Genomic DNA, 18,222 nt, shown 5'->3' on the forward strand with positions numbered 1-18,222 from the left:
TTACTCCTTTTATTTGTTTCTCATTTTAGCGTGAGATGCAACGAACATTGCATCACCGAAGCTAAAGAAACGATATTTTTCTTTTACTGCTTCATTGTAAGCATGAAGTACATTATCTCTATTTGCAAATGCACTTACAAGCATGATTAATGTTGATTTCGGCAAGTGGAAGTTTGTAATTAAACCATCAATTGCTTTAAATTCATATCCCGGATACATGAAAATATCTGTCCATCCAGAAGCGGCGCAAAGCTTACCGTTATGATCTGTTGCAATTGTTTCTAACGTACGAGTTGATGTCGTACCTACAGTAATAATACGTCCACCATTCTCTTTTACACGATTTAATAATGCCGCTGTCTCTTCAGACATATGGTAATATTCTGCGTGCATATGGTGTTCTTCAATCGTATCTGCAGAAACTGGTCTAAATGTTCCAAGTCCTACGTGAAGTGTAATGAATGCTAACTGAACGCCTTTTTGCTTTAACTTCTCAAGTAACTCTTCTGTAAAGTGAAGTCCCGCAGTCGGCGCTGCTGCTGAACCAATTTCTTTCGCATATACTGTTTGATAGCGATCGCGATCTTCTAGCGTCTCTTTAATATATGGAGGAAGTGGCATTTCCCCAAGTTCATCTAAAATTTCATAGAAGATGCCGTCATATGAAAATTCAAGCTGACGTCCACCTTGATCTGCAGTTCCTGTGCAAGTTGCTTTTAATTTTCCTTCGCCAAAAGAGATAACAGTTCCTTCTTTTACACGTTTCGCTGGCTTTACAAGCGTTTCCCACTTATCGCCCTCTTCTTGTTTTAAAAGAAGTACTTCAATGTGTGCGCCTGTATCTTCTTTCACACCATGCAAACGAGCAGGCATAACTTTCGTTTCATTTAAAACTAAACAATCCCCCTCATGTAAGTAGGAAAGAATGTCCGTAAAATGTTTATGCTCAATATCACCTGTTTCACGGTCTAACACCATTAATCTTGATGTTTCACGATCTTCTAACGGGACTTGTGCAATAAGTTCTTCTGGTAAATGAAAATCAAACAGATTTATATCCATAGCTATATCCACCTATTTCTTATTTGAATCGATTTATTATATACATAATAAAAGATAATACAATACTTAACACAATACATGTAATGATAGGAAAATAAAAGGTAACGTTTCCTTTTTTAACAAAAATATCGCCTGGAAGCCTTCCAATGAACTTCCAAGCTAATCCAACAACAATGAGTAAGATCCCCGCTGTAATAAGCAGCTTTGGCATCTCCGTCATACTTTTGGTATCTCCATTCCGAAATGTTCATACGCAAGCGGCGTTACAATTCGGCCCCTTGGCGTTCGTTGTAAAAAGCCAATTTGTAATAAATACGGCTCATACACATCTTCAATCGTATGAGATTCTTCTCCAATTGTTGCTGAAACCGTTTCTAATCCAACTGGACCACCACGGAATTTCTCAATAATACCAAGCAGTAATTTATGATCAATATGATCTAAACCTAATTTATCTACTTGCAGTAGCTCTAATGCCATTTGTGTAATTTCCATCGTAACCGTTCCGTTACCACGAACTTGCGCGAAATCACGTACACGTCTTAAAAGACGATTTGCAATACGAGGTGTACCACGAGCACGCCTTGCAATTTCTAGTGCAGCTAACGAATCAATTTCAACTTCGAATACTTCTGCTGTACGTTCAACAATCGCAGAAAGCTGATCTACTGTGTAATACTCTAACCTTGAAAGTACACCGAATCGGTCACGAAGCGGCGCTGATAATGCTCCGGCGCGTGTCGTTGCTCCAACTAATGTAAATGGCGGTAAATCTAGGCGTACAGAACGTGCTGAAGGCCCTTTTCCAATTACGATATCAAGGCAAAAGTCTTCCATTGCAGGATACAATACTTCTTCAATTGATCTATGCAAACGATGAATTTCATCAATAAATAATACATCTCCTGGCTGAAGCGCTGTTAATACAGCAGCTAAATCTCCTGGTCTTTCAATTGCCGGACCTGAAGTTGTTCTAACATTAACGCCCATTTCATTAGCAATAATATTCGCAAGCGTCGTTTTACCAAGACCTGGTGGTCCATATAAAAGCACATGATCTAACGTTTCTTCACGCATTTTCGCCGCTTCAATAAATACTTCTAAATTATGTTTCGCTTTATCTTGGCCAATATACTGACGGAGCGTCTGTGGCCGTAATGAATATTCTAAATCCGAATCTTCATATGCAGATTCCCCTGAAAGGAGACGTTCGTCCATTATACTCACCTCTTACCATTTAGTAAAAGACTAAGTGCCTTTTTAATATACTGATCCGTCGTTAATGATTCTTTTAATAACTCTGGTACAACGCGAGAAACTTCGCGTTCTGCGTATCCAAGTGCGCGCAGAGCTTCCAGTGCCTCATCAAGCTCAGCTGATGTACCTTTCTTCTCATCAAAACGTTCTGTGTCTGAGAATAAATCAACAAATGCATCTGGTACGACATCTGCTAGTTTTCCTTTTAAATCTAAAATCATTTGGCGTGCTGTTTTCTTTCCGACGCCTGGGAATTTCACTAAAAACTTCTCATCTTCATGCTCAATCGCTTGAACGACCTGTCCTGTTTGACCAGAAGCTAAAATTGCAAGAGCGCCTTTTGGCCCAATGCCAGACACGCCTAACAACTTTGTAAATAATAAACGCTCTTCACGTGTTTTAAACCCGTAAAGTGCCATAATATCTTCTCTCACATAATGATATGTATAGACACGGATTTCTTGCTTACTTCTTTGAAATACATACGGATTCGGTGTGAAAATTTGATAACCAATTCCATTATGATCAATTACGACATATTCCGGCCCTACATACTCCACGTAACCTGTAACATATTCAAACAAAATACGATCTCTCCCTCTTAAATCATGTATTCCATTTTAACATATTTAATGATAGAAAAGCGAGACTGCCCCAACAAATGTTCTCCACTTGAAACTTCTGTTATTTTCCATTGACAGAAAGGTTAAAGCACCTTAATATACAGAGGTCGATAATGATTATCAATACTAATTAAAGGGGTTACATCAGGATGAAACGTAAGCTATTTATTTTATTTACTATTATGCTTGTTGTTCTTTCTATCGTTGGCTGCTCTTCTCAAAAAGAAGAATCGAAAGCAAAAGAACAACCGAAAACAAAAGTTGTAAAACATGCTAAAGGTGAAGCAACAATTCCAGTAAATCCAAAGAGAATTGTTGACTTATCTGGATCAACAGAAGAACTATTACTTCTTGGACACAAACCTGTTGGTACAGCAAATACATATAAAGATAAAATCCAAAATCACTTAACAGATAAGTTAGATGGAGTAAAAGCAGTAGGTTGGTACTGGGCACCTAAAGTTGATTTAGAAGCTGTTACTGCTTTAAAACCAGACTTAATTATTTTAAACAACCGTCAATTAAAAATTTATGATCAACTAGAAAAGGTTGCACCTACAGTTGTTCTAGAAACAAACTTAGAAGACTGGCGTGGTAAATTTAAAGAAGTAGGTAAGCTATTTGGCGAAGAGAAGAAAGCAGACAAATGGATTGCAGACTACGATAAGAAAGCAGACTCTTTATCTAAAAAAATTAAAGAGAAAACAAAAGATGAGAACTTTATGTTCGTTGCAGTTACACCACAAAACTTCCGCGTATACGGCAGCTTCGGATACGGTGACATCATCTTTAATGACTTAAAACTTCCAGCAACAAAAGGTACAGATTTAAAACAAACAATGGCGCAAGTATCGCTAGAAGGTCTTGTTGCATTCCAACCTGATCAAATGTTTATTGTAAACTTTGGCGGCGAAGCTGATAAAGTTTACGAAGACTACAAAAACAGTGCCGTTTGGAAAGACAATAAAGCTGTGAAAAACAATCATGTATATGAAGTATCAAACGAAATCTTCAATACGAAAGCATTCAATCCAATCGGAAAAGATATGCTAATCGATGAAATCGCAAAAGAAATTTTAGCTAAGAATAAGTAAGAAAAAGCAGCTCACCATGAGCTGCTTTTTTTCTTATTTTGCACTGCGTATTGCTTCATTTTTTCAATCGTTCTCACAAAACCTTCTTTTGATTTAATCCGAATACCACGCTTCAATTTCGCACGCTCATAACTCTCAAGCTTTTTCATATCAATTTGGAAGAAGGAGTGAATCGCATTATCACTTTTCGGTACACCTTTGAAAATTTGTAATATCCCTTCCTCTGACACGCCAAAATAACCGCTCGTTTTCAATAACGGAGAAATATCATCAACTTTCTTTTGCAATACAATTTGTACATCATCACGATCAACGAGCTGCCATTCTTTATACTGCTGTAAAAACTTTTCTAAATCCACCACTTTTTCTGTAAGTATTTCCTCACTTACTTCTCCATCAACATACATACGCTCTAATAAAATTGTAACTTCGGGTTCTTTTTTCGTTACTTCTGGTACTGGCCCTTCCGCCTTCACATTCGTTTCATAAACGAAACAAAACATCATAACGAAAGCTTGCACCGCAATCAGTATCCATTTCATTTCCGTTCACCTCTTCTAGGCAAAATCAAACTTTCATTAGTAGTTTTTCCGGAAATGGGGGTTTTATCCATATTACATTTCTTTCGAAAAAATAAAAAATGCAGATAGGCATTTACCTCATCTGCATGTATCATTTACTTTTATATAAAATGAAAGACGCCTGCAAAGCAGGCGTCTTGATGCGTTTACGGCGAGAGACCAGGCGACCACATTCGCGTGTTTAGCACTTAAGCATATCTCTCGTCTTACGTAAATTAGCTCATCGCTTTGTTAATATAACATTAATAAAGTATAAGTGCAACATGTTTATAAAAATATCTTATTTCCTCTTTCATCCAAATTATTTTATGTAAATTATAAATTGATAATTGTAATATATATTACAATAGATATAAAAGCGAAATCATAATAAGTAGGGGATGAATATTGTGAAAAAATAAAGGATGAACGTCTCATTCTTCAAACGTTAAAAAACATACGTATGGCCTTTCTTTTTCAATACATTGGGGTAGTTGAGATTTTAGGCTATATCGGATTCACTGAAGGAATTGATCAAATTACGAAATCTCCATTATGGCTATTATTTATGCTTACGAGTATTTTACTTGCTTATTTACAGTTAAGTGTTTCAATCGATGTAGAAGAAGGCGAAAAGGAAATAAAATTAACCCCTTATTACAAGCTTGTTTTACGCTCTCTTCTTATTGGAATTATTATTACTATTATTTATCTCATTTTCATTCCTGAAAGACCTCTATTTAAAGCTATTCTAACAGGTAGTGTTTTCCTCATATGCTTTTTAGTTTCTTACTCCGTTAGTTATTTTATTAAAAAACGTCGTTTACAAGACAACGATGAATGAAGAGGAAGGGCTATCCCTTCCTCTTTTGTTTTGCTATCGCATAGTACCAGTTAAACCGTAACGAATGTCTCGGAACATATTTCCTATATCACGATTAAAATCGTTTGTAACTGTACCGTTACGTAGGCGTGTGCTCATTGCATCGACACGAGTAAACATATCATTTCTTACAGAAACATAGACATTTCTGTTTCCAACTTCATTTACAACAGCTTGACGAATTTCGTTCGCCATCGCCGTTTCATTTGTCACTGTATTACGCGGTTTTACCGCAATCGCCACATCGTTTCCATATACAACTGTAGACACACGGTCCACGTTATTCATACGTTTCACACGATTTGTAATTTTTTCTGCTGTTTTACCATCATTGTTAATGTATGAATTATTCATTGTAATATTACGTGTTGGATGTGGATTAGCAATTTGACCGTTGTAATTTACATCTCGGTAATAATTGTTATATCCTGTATCGTTACGACCATTTCTATATGTTACATAATCTGTATAGCGATCATTACGCGTTACATTATCACGATACTGGTGTGTATCATTATAAGATGTACGCTCGTAATTGTAGTTACGTCCATCCATTGCATTGTTATCTTTTGGTGTACCACATGCAGCTAATGCACTGGTAACTAACAAAGAAGCAGCAATCACTTTTACTTTCGTATTCAATACAAAAACCCCCTCTGTTAGAATGAGCTTCTCTTCTGAAAAGCTCCCTCTTATGATGAGTAACAGAGAGGGTTTTTACACTGTTAATATTTCACTGGGAATTTTCTAGCACTTCATAAAAACCCTTCATTTCCTTAATTAACACGCATGCAAAAAAGGCGGAAATACTCCCGCCTTTTTAAACTTCTTCTTCGGCCTCTTCTTCTGAAATGGGCTCTCCAAATACATTTGGTGGATCTGGTTGATAATACATCGTTCCTGGCTGTGGTGCATATGCAGATTGAGTTGGTTGATAATATAAAGGATTCGCATATTGCGGACCGCCTGGTTGTGGACTATATAGTCTACTTTCTCCTCCGCATCCACAATCTTCCTCACCCTGCACAAGCGGCGGCATATTATTATCCATTGGCATCATATTCGTGTTTGGCATAGACGTATATTGCGGTCCAAACGGCGCCCCTTGCTGATATGGCATTTGATATGGATTTGGTTGTTGATAATATGGATTCGGCGGCATCATAGGCTGTTGATACGGCATTTGATATGGCATCATATTCGGTGGTTGATTGTTATCCATAATTGGCATCATATTCGGCATTTGATTGTTATCCATGATTGGCATCATATTCGGCATTTGATTATTATCCATAATTGGCATCATATTCGGCATTTGATTATTATCCATAATTGGCATCATATTTGGTGGTTGATTGTTATCCATGATTGGCATCATATTCGGCATTTGATTATTATCCATAATTGGCATCATATTCGGTGGTTGGTTGTTATCCATAATTGGCATTATATTCGGCATTTGATTATTATCCATAATTGGCATCATATTCGGCATTTGATTATTATCCATAATTGGCATCATATTCGGCATTTGATTATTATCCATAATTGGCATCATATTCGGCATTTGATTATTATCCATAATTGGCATCATATTCGGTGGTTGGTTGTTATCCATAATCGGCATCATATTTGGTGGTTGGTTGTTATCCATAATTGGCATTATATTTGGCATTTGAATATTTGGCGGTATGACTTGTGGAATAACTACATTTTCTTTCGATACATTTGGTGATACTATATTCCCTACGTTTTCTTTCTTCACTTGTGGTGACACTATATTCCCTACATTCTCTTTCTTCACTTGCGGCGATATTATATTCCCTACATTCTCTTTCTTCACTTGTGGTGACACTATATTCCCTACATTTTCTTTTTTCACTTGCGGTGACACTATATTCCCTACATTTTCTTTCTTCACTTGCGGTGATATTATATTCCCTACATTTTCTTTTTTCACTTGCGGCGATATTATATTCCCTACATTCTCTTTCTTCACTTGCGGCGATACTATATTGTTTTTTTTCGTTTGCGGAGAAATGATATTGTTAGGTTTCATTTTACTAATTTGAGGAGCAATTAACTCGCTTCCTTTTTTTATTACATCTGAAATTTTATATTCCTTTTTTGGTTTTATTGGTGGTTGTGGCGGCTGCGGTAATACATTTACCGAAAACTTCGTGTTTTCTTTTTCCGCCGGTTTTTGTTTTTCTATCACAGGTGGTTTTTGAATAACAGACGGTTTTTCAACTGGTTTTTCTTTTTGAATTGGCTGTTCTTTTTGCATCTCTTTTTGCGGCTTTACCTGCATCTCCTTCTGTGGTTTCACCTGTACTTCTTTTTGCGGCTTTACTTGCATCTCCTTCTGCGGTTTTACTTGCACTTCTTTTTGTGTTTGTTGCATAGCTGGCTGCTGTGTAATTGGTGCTGATTGATACGTAACTTCTTCTTCATCTTCTATTCCAAGCGGAGTTGGTGTTGCTGCAAATTCTTTTTGCTGCACTTCTTTTACGTATTGCTTTGGAGGCGCTGAGCCTGCTCCAGCCTGTTGTTTCATATGAACACTCTTTGATGGCACTTTAATTTTCATACCTGGCATGATTAGATCAGGATTACTAAGTTGTGTATTTGTTTGTTTCAGCGTATCAAAATCCACTCCGTACTTTTTCGCAATTTTCCAAAGGGTATCCCCTTTTTGCACGATATGAATTTTCAAATTTTCCCCCTCCTGTATAACTTATCTATAAGTAACAAATCTCATGAAGTAACTCTTTCTAAATAACGTTAACTTCTTTTCACTTTCATCACTTCTTCGATTTTCAATATCATTTGAAGTGGAATAAGCATAAAAAAATCGCAATGATTTCTTCACAACAATGTATGCCCATTTCGTTCTCGTTATGATTATGTGCATGAAAAAAAGCAACGGGAATACCGTTGCTTTACACACGCTCTAACATACGATTTAATGCAAGAACCGCTTCTGCCGTTACTTGTTTATCTACACTAATAACATTAATTTCTTCTCCTCTTTCTATCGTTTCAAGTGCCCATAATAAGTGAGGCAGATCAATTCGGTTCATCGTTAAACATGGACACATAAATGGATTAAGCGAAACAATTTCTTTATCTGGATGTTGCTGAATAATTCGATTCACTAAATTCATTTCTGTACCAATCGCCCATTTGCTACCAGATGGCGCTGATTCAATCATATCAATAATATATTTCGTTGACCCTGCATAATCTGAAGCAGCTACAACTTCATAGCAACATTCTGGATGTACAATAATATTCATATCCGGATGATTTTTTCGTACATTCTCTATGTTTTTCACTGTAAAGTTTTGATGAACTGAACAATGACCTTTCCATAAAATCACTTGAATTTCTTCTATATCTCCATCGTACTCTAAAGAATCAGTATGCGGATCCCATACTGCCATTTTATCTAACGGGATACCTAAGTCGTACGCTGTATTTCTTCCTAAATGTTGATCCGGTAAAAAGACGAGACGTTCTTTTTGAGTAAACGCCCAAGATACCATTTGCTTTGCATTAGAAGAAGTTACTGTTGCTCCTCCGTTACGACCACAAAACGCTTTAATTGCAGCTGTAGAGTTCACATACGTTAACGGAATCATCGTATCTCCAAATAATTTCGTGAGCTCTTTCCACGCTCTTTCTGTTTGTTCAATATCTGCCATATCTGCCATCGAACATCCTGCACGCATATCTGGCAAAATAACGATTTGATCATCTGTCGTTAACATATCTGCTGTTTCCGCCATAAAGTGCACCCCGCAAAACACAATATACTTTGCGTCTTTATTGCTCGCTGCAACTTGCGCAAGCTGAAGTGAATCCCCTGCTGCATCTGAAAATTGTACCACTTCATCTTTTTGGTAATGATGTCCTGGAATGAATAACATTTTTCCCATTTTTTCTTTAATTTCATGAACACGCTTTTCCATATCTTCTTTTGACATCTTGTGATAACGCTCCGGTAACATCGTTTCAATTGGTTGCACTTTTTCTAAAATACTCATATTCCTTTCTCCCCCCTCTAAGCCACTTTCCTTATCCTTCAATATTGAAACTAATATCAAGTGCTTTCACTGAATGTGTTAACGCTCCAAGTGAAATATAATCTACCCCTGTTTTTCCGTATTTCGATAAATCTTCAATTGTAATGCCTCCTGATGCTTCCGTAACGATGGCACTTGGTACAATCTTTGAAAACTCTCTAATCTCATCTGGCGTACGGTTATCAAACATAATAATATCCGCACCAGCCGCTACAGCCTCTCTCACTTGCTTCTCCGTTTCTGTTTCCACTTCTACTTTCACCATATGTCCTAATTTTTCTTTCAGCGATGTAACAGCTTTCGTAATAGAACCCGCAAAGGCAATATGATTGTCTTTGATCATGACACCATCATATAAACCGAAACGGTGATTAAATCCTCCTCCGCACACGACTGCATACTTATCAAACATACGTAGCCCCGGCATTGTTTTTCGCGTATCACAAATACGTGTATGGCTGCTATCTAAAGCAAGAACCGCTTTACGCGTCATCGTCGCTATTCCGCTCATACGCTGGATAACATTTAATATAACGCGCTCTGCTGTTAATAACGATGCAATTGGACCTTGCACAGTTGCAATGATTTCGCCTTTTTCTACAAGATCCCCATCTTTTTTATGAAGCTCTACTTCAATTCTCTCATCTATTAATTTAAATCCCGATTCAATTACTAAACGTCCTGCAAAGACCCCTGTATCCTTCGAAAGAAACGTTCCTTTTGAAAGCAAGTTATCTGGAAAAATAAGCTGAGATGTTACATCTCTTTCTCCTATATCTTCTAAAAAAAATCGATTTAATGCTTCTTTCACTTTTATCGTGTTCATAAAGCCCCTCTTCCCCTCATCACACAAGTTGTAGTTTTCTCTTTACTCGAACAATCTCTTTCTTTCCTACATTTCTATCTGGATAATCACTCCGGTAATGCCCACCAATACTTTCTTCTCTTTGCAGAGCTGACACAACTATAAGCTCACAAACCGTTAACATATTAATAAGTGTTATCTCTTCATTCGTAAGAACATCATGTTGTAATATCATATTTCGAACACCGTACTTACTAAGCCATCTCTTCGCATAAGATAAACTTTGCTCTGTTCGCACAATCCCAACATATTTCATCATGCATTTTTGTATTTCTTCTTTCGTCGGTAAATGATTCAGAACGATAAACTTCGCTTCCTTTTCGGCTAGCATGCTCACCTTTTCTTTTGTCTCTCTAGATAAAATGTGTCGTCCGATTCTTTTTCCAAACACAAGACCTTCTAATAATGAATTACTCGCTAATCTATTTGCACCATGAACCCCATTACAAGCTACTTCACCGACTGCGTATAGGTTCGGAATAGACGTCTCTCCATCACAGTTCGTTTTCACGCCGCCCATGTGAAAATGAGTACCGGGCACGACTGGAATAAGTTTTTTATTTATATCGACTCCATTTGTTTTACATATCGATGACACGGTCGGAAAGCGTTGTTCAAAGTTTTGAATCATTTCGATGTTTAAGTACACTTTTTCACCCACAAGTAGCTGTTCATGAATAGCCCTTGCGACTACATCACGAGGCGCTAGATCCTGTTCGGAATGTATATCCATCATAAAACGCTGCCCTTTTCCATTTATAAGAACAGCTCCTTCTCCGCGAACAGCTTCGGACACGAGGCCGGAACAACGCCCACCCGCGTATAACATCGTCGGATGAAATTGTATAAACTCTAAATCTACAAGCTCTCCGCCTGCACGGTACACCATTGCAAGTCCATCGCCTGTAATTGTCTCATCATTAGAAGTAAAGGCGTATAAACCGCCAATACCGCCTGAAGCTAACACCGTATAATCTGCATTGTAACGTTTCAGTTCTCCTTTATTGTTACGAGTTAAAGCCCCAACACATTTATCTTTTTCTATAATAAAATCGAGCACCATTTCCTGTTCCACTACCGTAACGTATGGAGCTACTTCTTGAATAAGATGCTCTAATAAATTCTTTCCTGTTGCATCGCCACCTGCATGTAAAATACGACGTTTTCGATGCGCTCCTTCTTTTCCAAGATGAGGACCTGTTTCATCTCCATCAAATTTCATTCCTCTTTCAATAAGGTTATTAATTTCTTTCGGCCCTTCCTCGACTAAATAACGGACCACTTCTTCATTATTATAATGACACCCTGCTACTAACGTATCTTCAAAATGATCATTAGGATTGTCATATGTAGCTACCGCTGCGGCAATTCCACCTTGAGCTAAATGTGTATTATTATTACGTTTCGTCTCCTTTGTGATAATAATCACATTCTTTTCGTGACAAATCTCTTTTGCAACACGAAGTGCCGCAACGCCACTTCCAATAATTAAGACATCTGCACTTGGCATAATTGTTGCCTCCTACTTTACACTTTTCAACTGTCTTGACACCTATATTTACATAGTTTTAAAATAATGACAAGAGTTTTTTTATAATTCTTATTTTCACTACCATTTAAAAAGTAAAAGAAATGTAACTCTTACTAGAGAGAGGAACTTACATGATGATATATCTTGACTATGCAGCTACTACACCTATGAGCGAGGAAGCGTTACAAACATATATGAAAGCAGCTTCTCAATACTTCGGAAATGAACAAAGTTTACATGACATTGGAGGAACGGCTTCTTCTTTATTACAAGTTTGCCGAAAAACATTCGCGGAAATGATTGGTGGAAAAGAACAAGGAGTATTCTTCACAAGCGGTGGCTCAGAATCAAACTATCTTGCAATCCAATCACTTCTAAATGCCCGAAATAAGAAGCATATTATTACGACACCTATGGAACATGCATCCATTCGAAGTTATTTTCAATCTCTAAAATCAAAAGGCTATACGATCACTGAAATTCCTGTTGATAAAAGCGGACTCATTTGTTTAGTAGATTTAGAGGCATCTATTACAGAAGATACTGTGCTAGCAAGTATACAGCATGGAAACTCTGAAATCGGAACCGTTCAAAACATTACAGAAATCGGGGCAATTTTGAAAAAATATAATGTTTTATTTCATACGGATTGTGTGCAAACGTTTGGTAAACTGCCTATCCATGTTTTTGAGATGGGGATTGATAGTCTTTCTGTTTCAGCACATAAAATATACGGACCAAAAGGTGTCGGCGCTTGCTACATAAATCCGCAATCTCGCTGGGAACAAGTATTTCCAGGAACTTCTCACGAAAAAGGATTTCGCCCAGGTACAGTTAACGTTCCCGGCATCGCATCTTTTTTAACAGCTGCTGAAAATATATTAAAAACTCAATGGGAAGAAAGTTTACGTTTTAAAGAGTTACGATCCTACTTTTTAGAGCAAATACAAACACTTCCGCTAGAAATTGAAGTAGAAGGTCATTCTACTTCTTGTTTACCACATATTGTTGGGGTTACAATAAAAGGAATAGAAGGTCAATATACTATGCTAGAATGTAATCGTCATGGTATTGCCATTTCCACCGGAAGTGCTTGCCAAGTCGGTAAACAAGAACCTTCGAAAACCATGCTTGCAATTGGAAAAACGTATGAAGAGGCCAAACAATATGTCCGCTTCTCTTTCGGACAACAAACAACGAAAGATCAAATTGATACTACTATTCATGCACTACACACAATTGGAAATCAATTTTATAGAGGTGTTAAATCATAATGAAACAAAATGAACAAAAAAAGATTTTAGGTGAAGAAAGACGACAGCTTATCCTCCAGTGGCTTCTCGCTGCAAATGAGCCGTTATCTGGAAATGAACTATCGAAGAAGACAAACGTAAGTAGGCAAGTTATCGTGCAAGATATTTCCTTACTTAAAGCACGAAACGAACCAATTATTGCGACTGCTCAAGGCTATTTATATTTAAAGCCACAAGAGAAACAACAAGCTTTTGAACGCGTAATCGTATGCCAGCACAAACCAGCAGAAGTACGTCAAGAACTTACAATGCTTGTTGATCACGGTGTTACGATTAAAGACGTAAAAGTTGAGCATCCTGTATACGGCGATTTAACAGCATCTATTATGGTAAGTAATCGCTTTGATGTAGAACAATATTTACAAAAAATAGAAAACACAAATGCTTCTTACCTTTCGCAACTAACAGATGGTATTCACTTACATACAATTGAGGCCGATTCTAAAGAAAAGTTAGATGCTGCTTGCAAGGCACTGGATAAAGCAGGATTTCTCGTTTATTAATGTAAAGCACAGAGTTTTTATAATTCTCTGTGCTTTTTTAATGCTATAATATTGTAATCAATCGTAAAGGAGATCACTTATGGGAATTAAACTCGTTCACTTTAGCATTGGCAAACCGAAACAAATGAAATATAGCGAAGATAAAGAAATGATTACTGGTATATGTAAGGAACTTACAGAAGAAGCTTTCCTCTCAAAAGATGGATTCCTCGGCGATGACGTAGCAGATTTAAAACATCATGGCGGTCCTGATCGAGCTGTTTGTGTATACCCACACGAGCATTACGCACTATGGGAAGAGGAATTTCAAACTACGCTTCCAGCTTCCACATTTGGCGAAAACATTACCGTAACAAATATGTTAGAGCGTGATGTTTGCATCGGAGATACATATCAACTAGGTGAAGCAATCATTCAAGTGACACAAGCAAGAGTACCTTGTAGCACTATTTCAAAACGCCTCGGTATTCCTGGCATTTTGCCGCGCATTGTAGCAACTGGATTTACTGGCTACCTATGCCGTGTTCTTCAAGAAGGTACTGTACGTAAAGATTCTAAAATTACATTACTAGAACGTCAACCGAGCAATATTTCTGTGTTGTTCTCTAACGAAATCTATTTTCATAATAGAAAAGATAAAGATGGCATAGAAAAAATTCTTGCTGTTCCAGAACTAGCTGATATTTGGCGTGGTCAGTTAGAAGAGCGTCTTGTGAAGTTAAAATAAAGAATCCCACCAGGTAAAACAGTATTAAGTTCTGATATGCTCCCCATTAGGTAGACAGATAAAAAATAAAAATCTGTTTATCTAATGGGAGTATTTTTATTTTCTCTTCCTTCACGTCCAAACATATAAAAATATATTTCATATTATATATGGACAACCTTTAACCCTTATATATGAAGGGAGTGATTAGTTATGGCAGATTACTTCTTAAAAAATGGAAAAAAATATTATAAGAAAAATGATCATCCATGTAATTCTTCAAATTCAGATTCAACTAACTGTTTTATACAGAACTATACTATTTTCGGTACGGAAGATACCCCTCAAGATCTTGATATAACAACTGGAATTCCTCGAACTGTATTTGAAAACTTCACTAAAAATCATAATAAGACACTTATTAAATTTAGTTTCAGTCCTGCATTTGCAACAACGATTAGATTAACAATTGCAAGATTAAACCATCGCTCTCCACTTACATTTACCTTAACACCAGGAGATATTAAAACATTTTTAGTAGAAGATGTTTTGAGTATTACTTTCTCAGATACTGTAGCTCCATCTACACTTAATCTATTAATACAACAAACGAATTGTATTTGCTGCGGTAATTCGAACAATGATGAATCCTATTATTATAATAGTTGTAATGATGCGTACTAAAAACACGACAAAAGAGTGACCTATTCCTAACAGAAAGCCGTCCTAAAATATCTTTTAGGACGGCTTCTTTATTTTGCTAGCTTAATTACATCACTTACTCCAATAGAATCGATAGCTTACTCTGCCTCAAACCGATAAACAACTTTTCATTTCAAACAAGTTTAACAACAGCTCCCTTTACAACCAATAAGAAGAATAACTCCCCAGCACAGTAACAGAAAAACCGAGTGCTTCAAGTTCCATAGTTACGCCTGGCAATAATACGTCATCATACGCTTTATCGACATCGATTAAGAAAAAGTAATTTCCAAGACCTGTTTTCATCGGACGCGATTCGATTTTTGATAAGTTTAATTTTCTCCATGCGAAAGCTGATAACACTTGATATAGGGCACCTGCATAATCTGCAGGTAACGTTATCATAAGCGTCGTTTTCTCTCCGCGGTTCTCTCCGTTATTCGGGAGTACTGCTTTCTTTTTCTTATGGAGTACTAGGAAACGTGTGTGATTATTTTTATGCGTATGAATGCTACGCCTCACAATTGTTAATCCATATTTTTCTGCAGCTGCTTCATTTGCAATAGCGGCAATTTTCTCTTCAGGATGTTCTTTCACATATTGCGCAGCGGCACTTGTGGATGTCATATCTCGAACAGTTACTCCTTTTAATTCTTCATTTAAAAATTTATGGCACTGTGCAATGGCATGCGGATGAGAATGCACCGCATATACTTCATCCCACACTTCTGCATACTGCGGATGTACAAGTAAATGCTGCTGAATTGGTACTGTAATTTCTCCTACAATGGAAAGCGGCTGCTCATGTACAAGGTAATCAACCGTTATATTCACTGAACCTTCTATTGCATTTTCTAACGGTACAACTGCGAAGTCTACATTTTCATTTGCAGCTGCATCTATACAATCTGGAATCGTTCGATACGGTACATGCTCTGCTTCCGGAAAAAAACGACTCACCGCCATATTTGTAAATGTTGCTTCTGGTCCTAAATATCCTACTCGAATCATCGTCTTTTCCCCTCTTTTTCGTTTTCTTACTGTTATACCATACTTTTTTATATTCTTCTATGCAAATTTCGAATATTAAAAAAAGACTAGCTTTCGCTAGTCTAAATGTTTCTTATATTCTCTTTGAGCGAAGAAGAAATAAATGATACATGCTGCGATATAAAACAGAATGAACAAACCTACTTTTCTTAATGATCCATCCATAAAAAGCGTATTATGAAACGTATATAACGCAACTGCACTATGCATACTCCCTACTATAATTGGCGCAAAAAATAGCATACATAATTGCCAACGAGAAATTTTCCATACTTCTTCCTTCGTCATTCCAAGTTTAGAGAGTGCACCATACTGCTTTCGGTCCGATGCAATATTATGGAACCATTTAAAATACACGATACTACATGAAGTAAGAAAAAATAATATACTAATAAATGAGCCTACAAATAGAGTAATATCGCCGCCTTCTTTCATATTTACATATAACTCCATATTGCTTCGAAATGCATTATTATCTTGTTTCATATGTTTCCGTAAATCTTCATTTAATTTCTTCGTCTTTTCGATATTTGGTAATGTGTAGCCTCTATATATCATTTTTTCAGAATCAGGAACCTGATTTGCTATACTGTCAAAATCTTCATCATTCATAACGAAGAACAGACCATTAATGTACGAGGGATGATGGTTAAATTGAACACCTTCTTTCTGACCGTTAAATACGAATTGATATGGTTGATTCATTACTCGCAATTGAATCTCTTTTTGATTATATACATTCGAATTATTGTATTTATTATAATAAACGAGTGTCACTGTACCTTTTTTAGGACGATACGTTTTCTGTTTTTGTTTCCTCGCTTCTTGGTTATATTCACTTTCTTTTATAAGCGGTGCTATTGTTGTTTCTCCCTTATTAGACTGAAAGGATGCATACACTCCAATAAAACTCATATATTGAAAATCATCATACTCATATTGATGCAGTAATTTTTCAACCGCACCTTCTTCAAAGACTTCATGAGTAGAAATACCTTTTTCTATGTACGAAAACGAGTGTATCCCTCCAGTTCGCCACATATCTTGCATGCTAGAAAAATATAAGAACACCGTACCTGTTGCTGTAACTACAAACGTCGTTGCCATAGACATCAGAAAGAAAAAGCGACCATTTTCCTTCATTCGATGTGACAATTGATTCACTATAAATAAATACGGATATGTATACATAATCTTTTTATTTCGCTTTATCATTTCTAACACTTGGGTAGCACCATGCGCGAAAGAAAAGTACGTTCCAAAAAAGACAAGTATAGACACAGGGAAAAAGTATATCGCTATCGTAGCCATCGTCACTTGTAGCGCCAACGCATACCCGCCCACTAAACAAGCAAAACCGAATAAACAGAGCCACTTTGATGTTTTCTTCTCTTTTTTATCTGTTCGAAATTCTTTCAATAACCGAATGATTTTTATATTCCATATACGTAAAGCACTTATAAAAGATAATAGAATAAAAACGACTATATATGTAATAAATGTTACACCAATCGCCCTTACGTCAAATATGACAGGCAGTTCTTTCGGAAGCCCCAGTAACATACTAAATACCATAAAAAAGAGTTTTAAAAATATCATACCAAGCCCAATACCGAAAATATTCGCGAAGACCCCAATTAAAATTTGCTCGGTCATAATCACTCCTATTACGTTAGACTTCGTTGCTCCCATTAACATATATAACCCTAATTCTTTCTTACGTGCTTCTATGAAAATAGAAGTAGAGTACAAAATAAATATGACGAAAAAAGAAATGATTATAACATTACATATGATAAGTCCCCAGCGTACGTTTTGATACCACATCGTCTCTTGCATATATGGATGCACAATGACAGACATATATGCGTAAGAAGCAAATATTGCAAAACAACTACTTAAGAAAAACACTTTATAATTACGCCAATTTCCTTTTATATTTTGCAGCGCTAGTTGCCGAATGTTCATCTATCGTCCTCCTGTAA

At 36.7% G+C, this 18,222-nt stretch carries 17 protein-coding genes and 1 pseudogene; 6 read left to right on the forward strand and 12 right to left on the reverse strand.

Annotated features, from left to right (window positions below; genetic code table 11):
* Positions 1 to 9: 9 nt before the first annotated feature.
* Genes queA through ruvA form a run of 4 tightly spaced genes read right to left on the reverse strand, consistent with a single transcriptional unit; the run spans position 10 to position 2,903 of the window.
* The gene (queA, locus tag BCG9842_RS21995; RefSeq protein ID WP_000354016.1) at positions 10 to 1,062 is read right to left on the reverse strand and encodes a tRNA preQ1(34) S-adenosylmethionine ribosyltransferase-isomerase QueA; all 1,053 of its coding nucleotides are present in this window, start codon (positions 1,060 to 1,062) and stop codon (positions 10 to 12) included.
* Positions 1,063 to 1,081: 19 nt separating this feature from the next.
* Positions 1,082 to 1,282 (reverse strand): DUF2905 domain-containing protein, encoded by a 201-nt coding sequence (locus BCG9842_RS22000; RefSeq protein WP_000138162.1) that lies wholly within the window; start codon positions 1,280 to 1,282, stop codon positions 1,082 to 1,084.
* Positions 1,279 to 2,280, reverse strand: a complete 1,002-nt coding sequence (gene ruvB, locus BCG9842_RS22005) for a Holliday junction branch migration DNA helicase RuvB (RefSeq protein ID WP_000344464.1) — start codon at positions 2,278 to 2,280, stop codon at positions 1,279 to 1,281. Before ruvB ends, BCG9842_RS22000 begins: the two co-directional genes overlap by 4 nt.
* Before the next feature lie 5 nt (positions 2,281 to 2,285).
* Positions 2,286 to 2,903: a Holliday junction DNA helicase RuvA gene (ruvA, locus tag BCG9842_RS22010; RefSeq protein WP_000464512.1), complete on the reverse strand. Its 618-nt coding sequence runs from the start codon at positions 2,901 to 2,903 to the stop codon at positions 2,286 to 2,288.
* Positions 2,904 to 3,091: 188 nt separating this feature from the next.
* On the opposite strand from ruvA, the gene BCG9842_RS22015 reads away from it, so the two are divergent.
* On the forward strand, positions 3,092 to 4,036 hold the full coding sequence (locus tag BCG9842_RS22015) for an iron-hydroxamate ABC transporter substrate-binding protein (protein WP_000823610.1): 945 nt from the start codon (positions 3,092 to 3,094) through the stop codon (positions 4,034 to 4,036).
* A gap of 11 nt (positions 4,037 to 4,047) precedes the next feature.
* On the opposite strand, the gene BCG9842_RS22020 is transcribed toward BCG9842_RS22015, so the two are convergent.
* The gene (locus BCG9842_RS22020) at positions 4,048 to 4,578 is read right to left on the reverse strand and encodes a BofC C-terminal domain-containing protein (RefSeq protein ID WP_000871202.1); all 531 of its coding nucleotides are present in this window, start codon (positions 4,576 to 4,578) and stop codon (positions 4,048 to 4,050) included.
* 481 nt (positions 4,579 to 5,059) lie between these two features.
* Here BCG9842_RS22020 and BCG9842_RS22025 point away from each other — a divergent pair, with 481 nt between their 5' ends.
* The gene (locus BCG9842_RS22025; RefSeq protein ID WP_000874881.1) at positions 5,060 to 5,440 is read left to right on the forward strand and encodes a hypothetical protein; all 381 of its coding nucleotides are present in this window, start codon (positions 5,060 to 5,062) and stop codon (positions 5,438 to 5,440) included.
* 33 nt (positions 5,441 to 5,473) lie between these two features.
* On the opposite strand, the gene BCG9842_RS22030 is transcribed toward BCG9842_RS22025, so the two are convergent.
* From BCG9842_RS22030 to nadB, 5 genes and pseudogenes are all read right to left on the reverse strand, one after another.
* The gene (locus tag BCG9842_RS22030; RefSeq protein ID WP_001093530.1) at positions 5,474 to 6,121 is read right to left on the reverse strand and encodes a YhcN/YlaJ family sporulation lipoprotein; all 648 of its coding nucleotides are present in this window, start codon (positions 6,119 to 6,121) and stop codon (positions 5,474 to 5,476) included.
* 1,917 nt (positions 6,122 to 8,038) lie between these two features.
* A pseudogene (gene safA / locus BCG9842_RS32065) lies at positions 8,039 to 8,195 on the reverse strand (SafA/ExsA family spore coat assembly protein); the annotation flags it as partial.
* 226 nt (positions 8,196 to 8,421) lie between these two features.
* Positions 8,422 to 9,528, reverse strand: coding sequence for a quinolinate synthase NadA (nadA, locus tag BCG9842_RS22040; protein ID WP_000025283.1), 1,107 nt, complete (start codon positions 9,526 to 9,528; stop codon positions 8,422 to 8,424).
* A 31-nt stretch (positions 9,529 to 9,559) separates the two neighbouring features.
* A complete protein-coding gene (nadC, locus tag BCG9842_RS22045; RefSeq protein ID WP_001092242.1) occupies positions 9,560 to 10,393 on the reverse strand; it encodes a carboxylating nicotinate-nucleotide diphosphorylase in 834 nt (277 codons plus the stop codon).
* A gap of 19 nt (positions 10,394 to 10,412) precedes the next feature.
* Complete coding sequence (nadB, locus tag BCG9842_RS22050) at positions 10,413 to 11,942, reverse strand: L-aspartate oxidase (RefSeq protein ID WP_001138543.1); 1,530 nt, start codon at positions 11,940 to 11,942, stop codon at positions 10,413 to 10,415.
* Between the two features lie 152 nt (positions 11,943 to 12,094).
* On the opposite strand from nadB, the gene BCG9842_RS22055 reads away from it, so the two are divergent.
* The 4 genes from BCG9842_RS22055 (at position 12,095) to BCG9842_RS22070 (ending at position 15,169) form a co-directional block, all read left to right on the forward strand.
* Positions 12,095 to 13,237, forward strand: coding sequence for an IscS subfamily cysteine desulfurase (locus BCG9842_RS22055; RefSeq protein WP_000973781.1), 1,143 nt, complete (start codon positions 12,095 to 12,097; stop codon positions 13,235 to 13,237).
* Positions 13,237 to 13,779, forward strand: a complete 543-nt coding sequence (locus BCG9842_RS22060) for a transcription repressor NadR (protein WP_000812273.1) — start codon at positions 13,237 to 13,239, stop codon at positions 13,777 to 13,779. Before BCG9842_RS22055 ends, BCG9842_RS22060 begins: the two co-directional genes overlap by 1 nt.
* A gap of 79 nt (positions 13,780 to 13,858) precedes the next feature.
* Positions 13,859 to 14,506: an MOSC domain-containing protein gene (locus BCG9842_RS22065; RefSeq protein WP_000511662.1), complete on the forward strand. Its 648-nt coding sequence runs from the start codon at positions 13,859 to 13,861 to the stop codon at positions 14,504 to 14,506.
* Positions 14,507 to 14,698: 192 nt separating this feature from the next.
* Positions 14,699 to 15,169 carry a hypothetical protein gene (locus BCG9842_RS22070; protein ID WP_000796366.1) on the forward strand — a complete coding sequence of 157 codons (471 nt, stop codon included), beginning with the start codon at positions 14,699 to 14,701 and terminating at the stop codon, positions 15,167 to 15,169.
* A 177-nt stretch (positions 15,170 to 15,346) separates the two neighbouring features.
* Here BCG9842_RS22070 and pheA read toward each other — a convergent pair whose 3' ends face one another.
* Positions 15,347 to 16,198: a prephenate dehydratase gene (gene pheA / locus BCG9842_RS22075; protein WP_000621701.1), complete on the reverse strand. Its 852-nt coding sequence runs from the start codon at positions 16,196 to 16,198 to the stop codon at positions 15,347 to 15,349.
* Between the two features lie 96 nt (positions 16,199 to 16,294).
* A complete protein-coding gene (locus BCG9842_RS22080; RefSeq protein ID WP_001026364.1) occupies positions 16,295 to 18,205 on the reverse strand; it encodes an ABC transporter permease in 1,911 nt (636 codons plus the stop codon).
* Between the last annotated feature and the right edge of the window lie 17 nt (positions 18,206 to 18,222).

Source organism: Bacillus cereus G9842 (assembly GCF_000021305.1).
Lineage (GTDB): Bacteria > Bacillota > Bacilli > Bacillales > Bacillaceae_G > Bacillus_A > Bacillus_A thuringiensis_S.

Bases quoted from the DNA above. Each gene is read 5' to 3' on its own strand.
- queA (WP_000354016.1), bottom strand. From the start codon at position 1,062: ATGGATATAAATCTGTTTGATTTTCATTTACCAGAAGAACTTATTGCA.
- BCG9842_RS22000 (WP_000138162.1), bottom strand. From the start codon at position 1,282: ATGACGGAGATGCCAAAGCTGCTTATTACAGCGGGGATCTTACTCATT.
- ruvB (WP_000344464.1), bottom strand. From the start codon at position 2,280: ATGGACGAACGTCTCCTTTCAGGGGAATCTGCATATGAAGATTCGGAT.
- BCG9842_RS22015 (WP_000823610.1), top strand. From the start codon at position 3,092: ATGAAACGTAAGCTATTTATTTTATTTACTATTATGCTTGTTGTTCTT.
- BCG9842_RS22020 (WP_000871202.1), bottom strand. From the start codon at position 4,578: ATGAAATGGATACTGATTGCGGTGCAAGCTTTCGTTATGATGTTTTGT.
- BCG9842_RS22025 (WP_000874881.1), top strand. From the start codon at position 5,060: ATGGCCTTTCTTTTTCAATACATTGGGGTAGTTGAGATTTTAGGCTAT.
- nadA (WP_000025283.1), bottom strand. From the start codon at position 9,528: ATGAGTATTTTAGAAAAAGTGCAACCAATTGAAACGATGTTACCGGAG.
- nadC (WP_001092242.1), bottom strand. From the start codon at position 10,393: ATGAACACGATAAAAGTGAAAGAAGCATTAAATCGATTTTTTTTAGAA.
- nadB (WP_001138543.1), bottom strand. From the start codon at position 11,942: ATGCCAAGTGCAGATGTCTTAATTATTGGAAGTGGCGTTGCGGCACTT.
- BCG9842_RS22055 (WP_000973781.1), top strand. From the start codon at position 12,095: ATGATGATATATCTTGACTATGCAGCTACTACACCTATGAGCGAGGAA.
- BCG9842_RS22060 (WP_000812273.1), top strand. From the start codon at position 13,237: ATGAAACAAAATGAACAAAAAAAGATTTTAGGTGAAGAAAGACGACAG.
- BCG9842_RS22065 (WP_000511662.1), top strand. From the start codon at position 13,859: ATGGGAATTAAACTCGTTCACTTTAGCATTGGCAAACCGAAACAAATG.
- BCG9842_RS22070 (WP_000796366.1), top strand. From the start codon at position 14,699: ATGGCAGATTACTTCTTAAAAAATGGAAAAAAATATTATAAGAAAAAT.
- pheA (WP_000621701.1), bottom strand. From the start codon at position 16,198: ATGATTCGAGTAGGATATTTAGGACCAGAAGCAACATTTACAAATATG.
- BCG9842_RS22080 (WP_001026364.1), bottom strand. From the start codon at position 18,205: ATGAACATTCGGCAACTAGCGCTGCAAAATATAAAAGGAAATTGGCGT.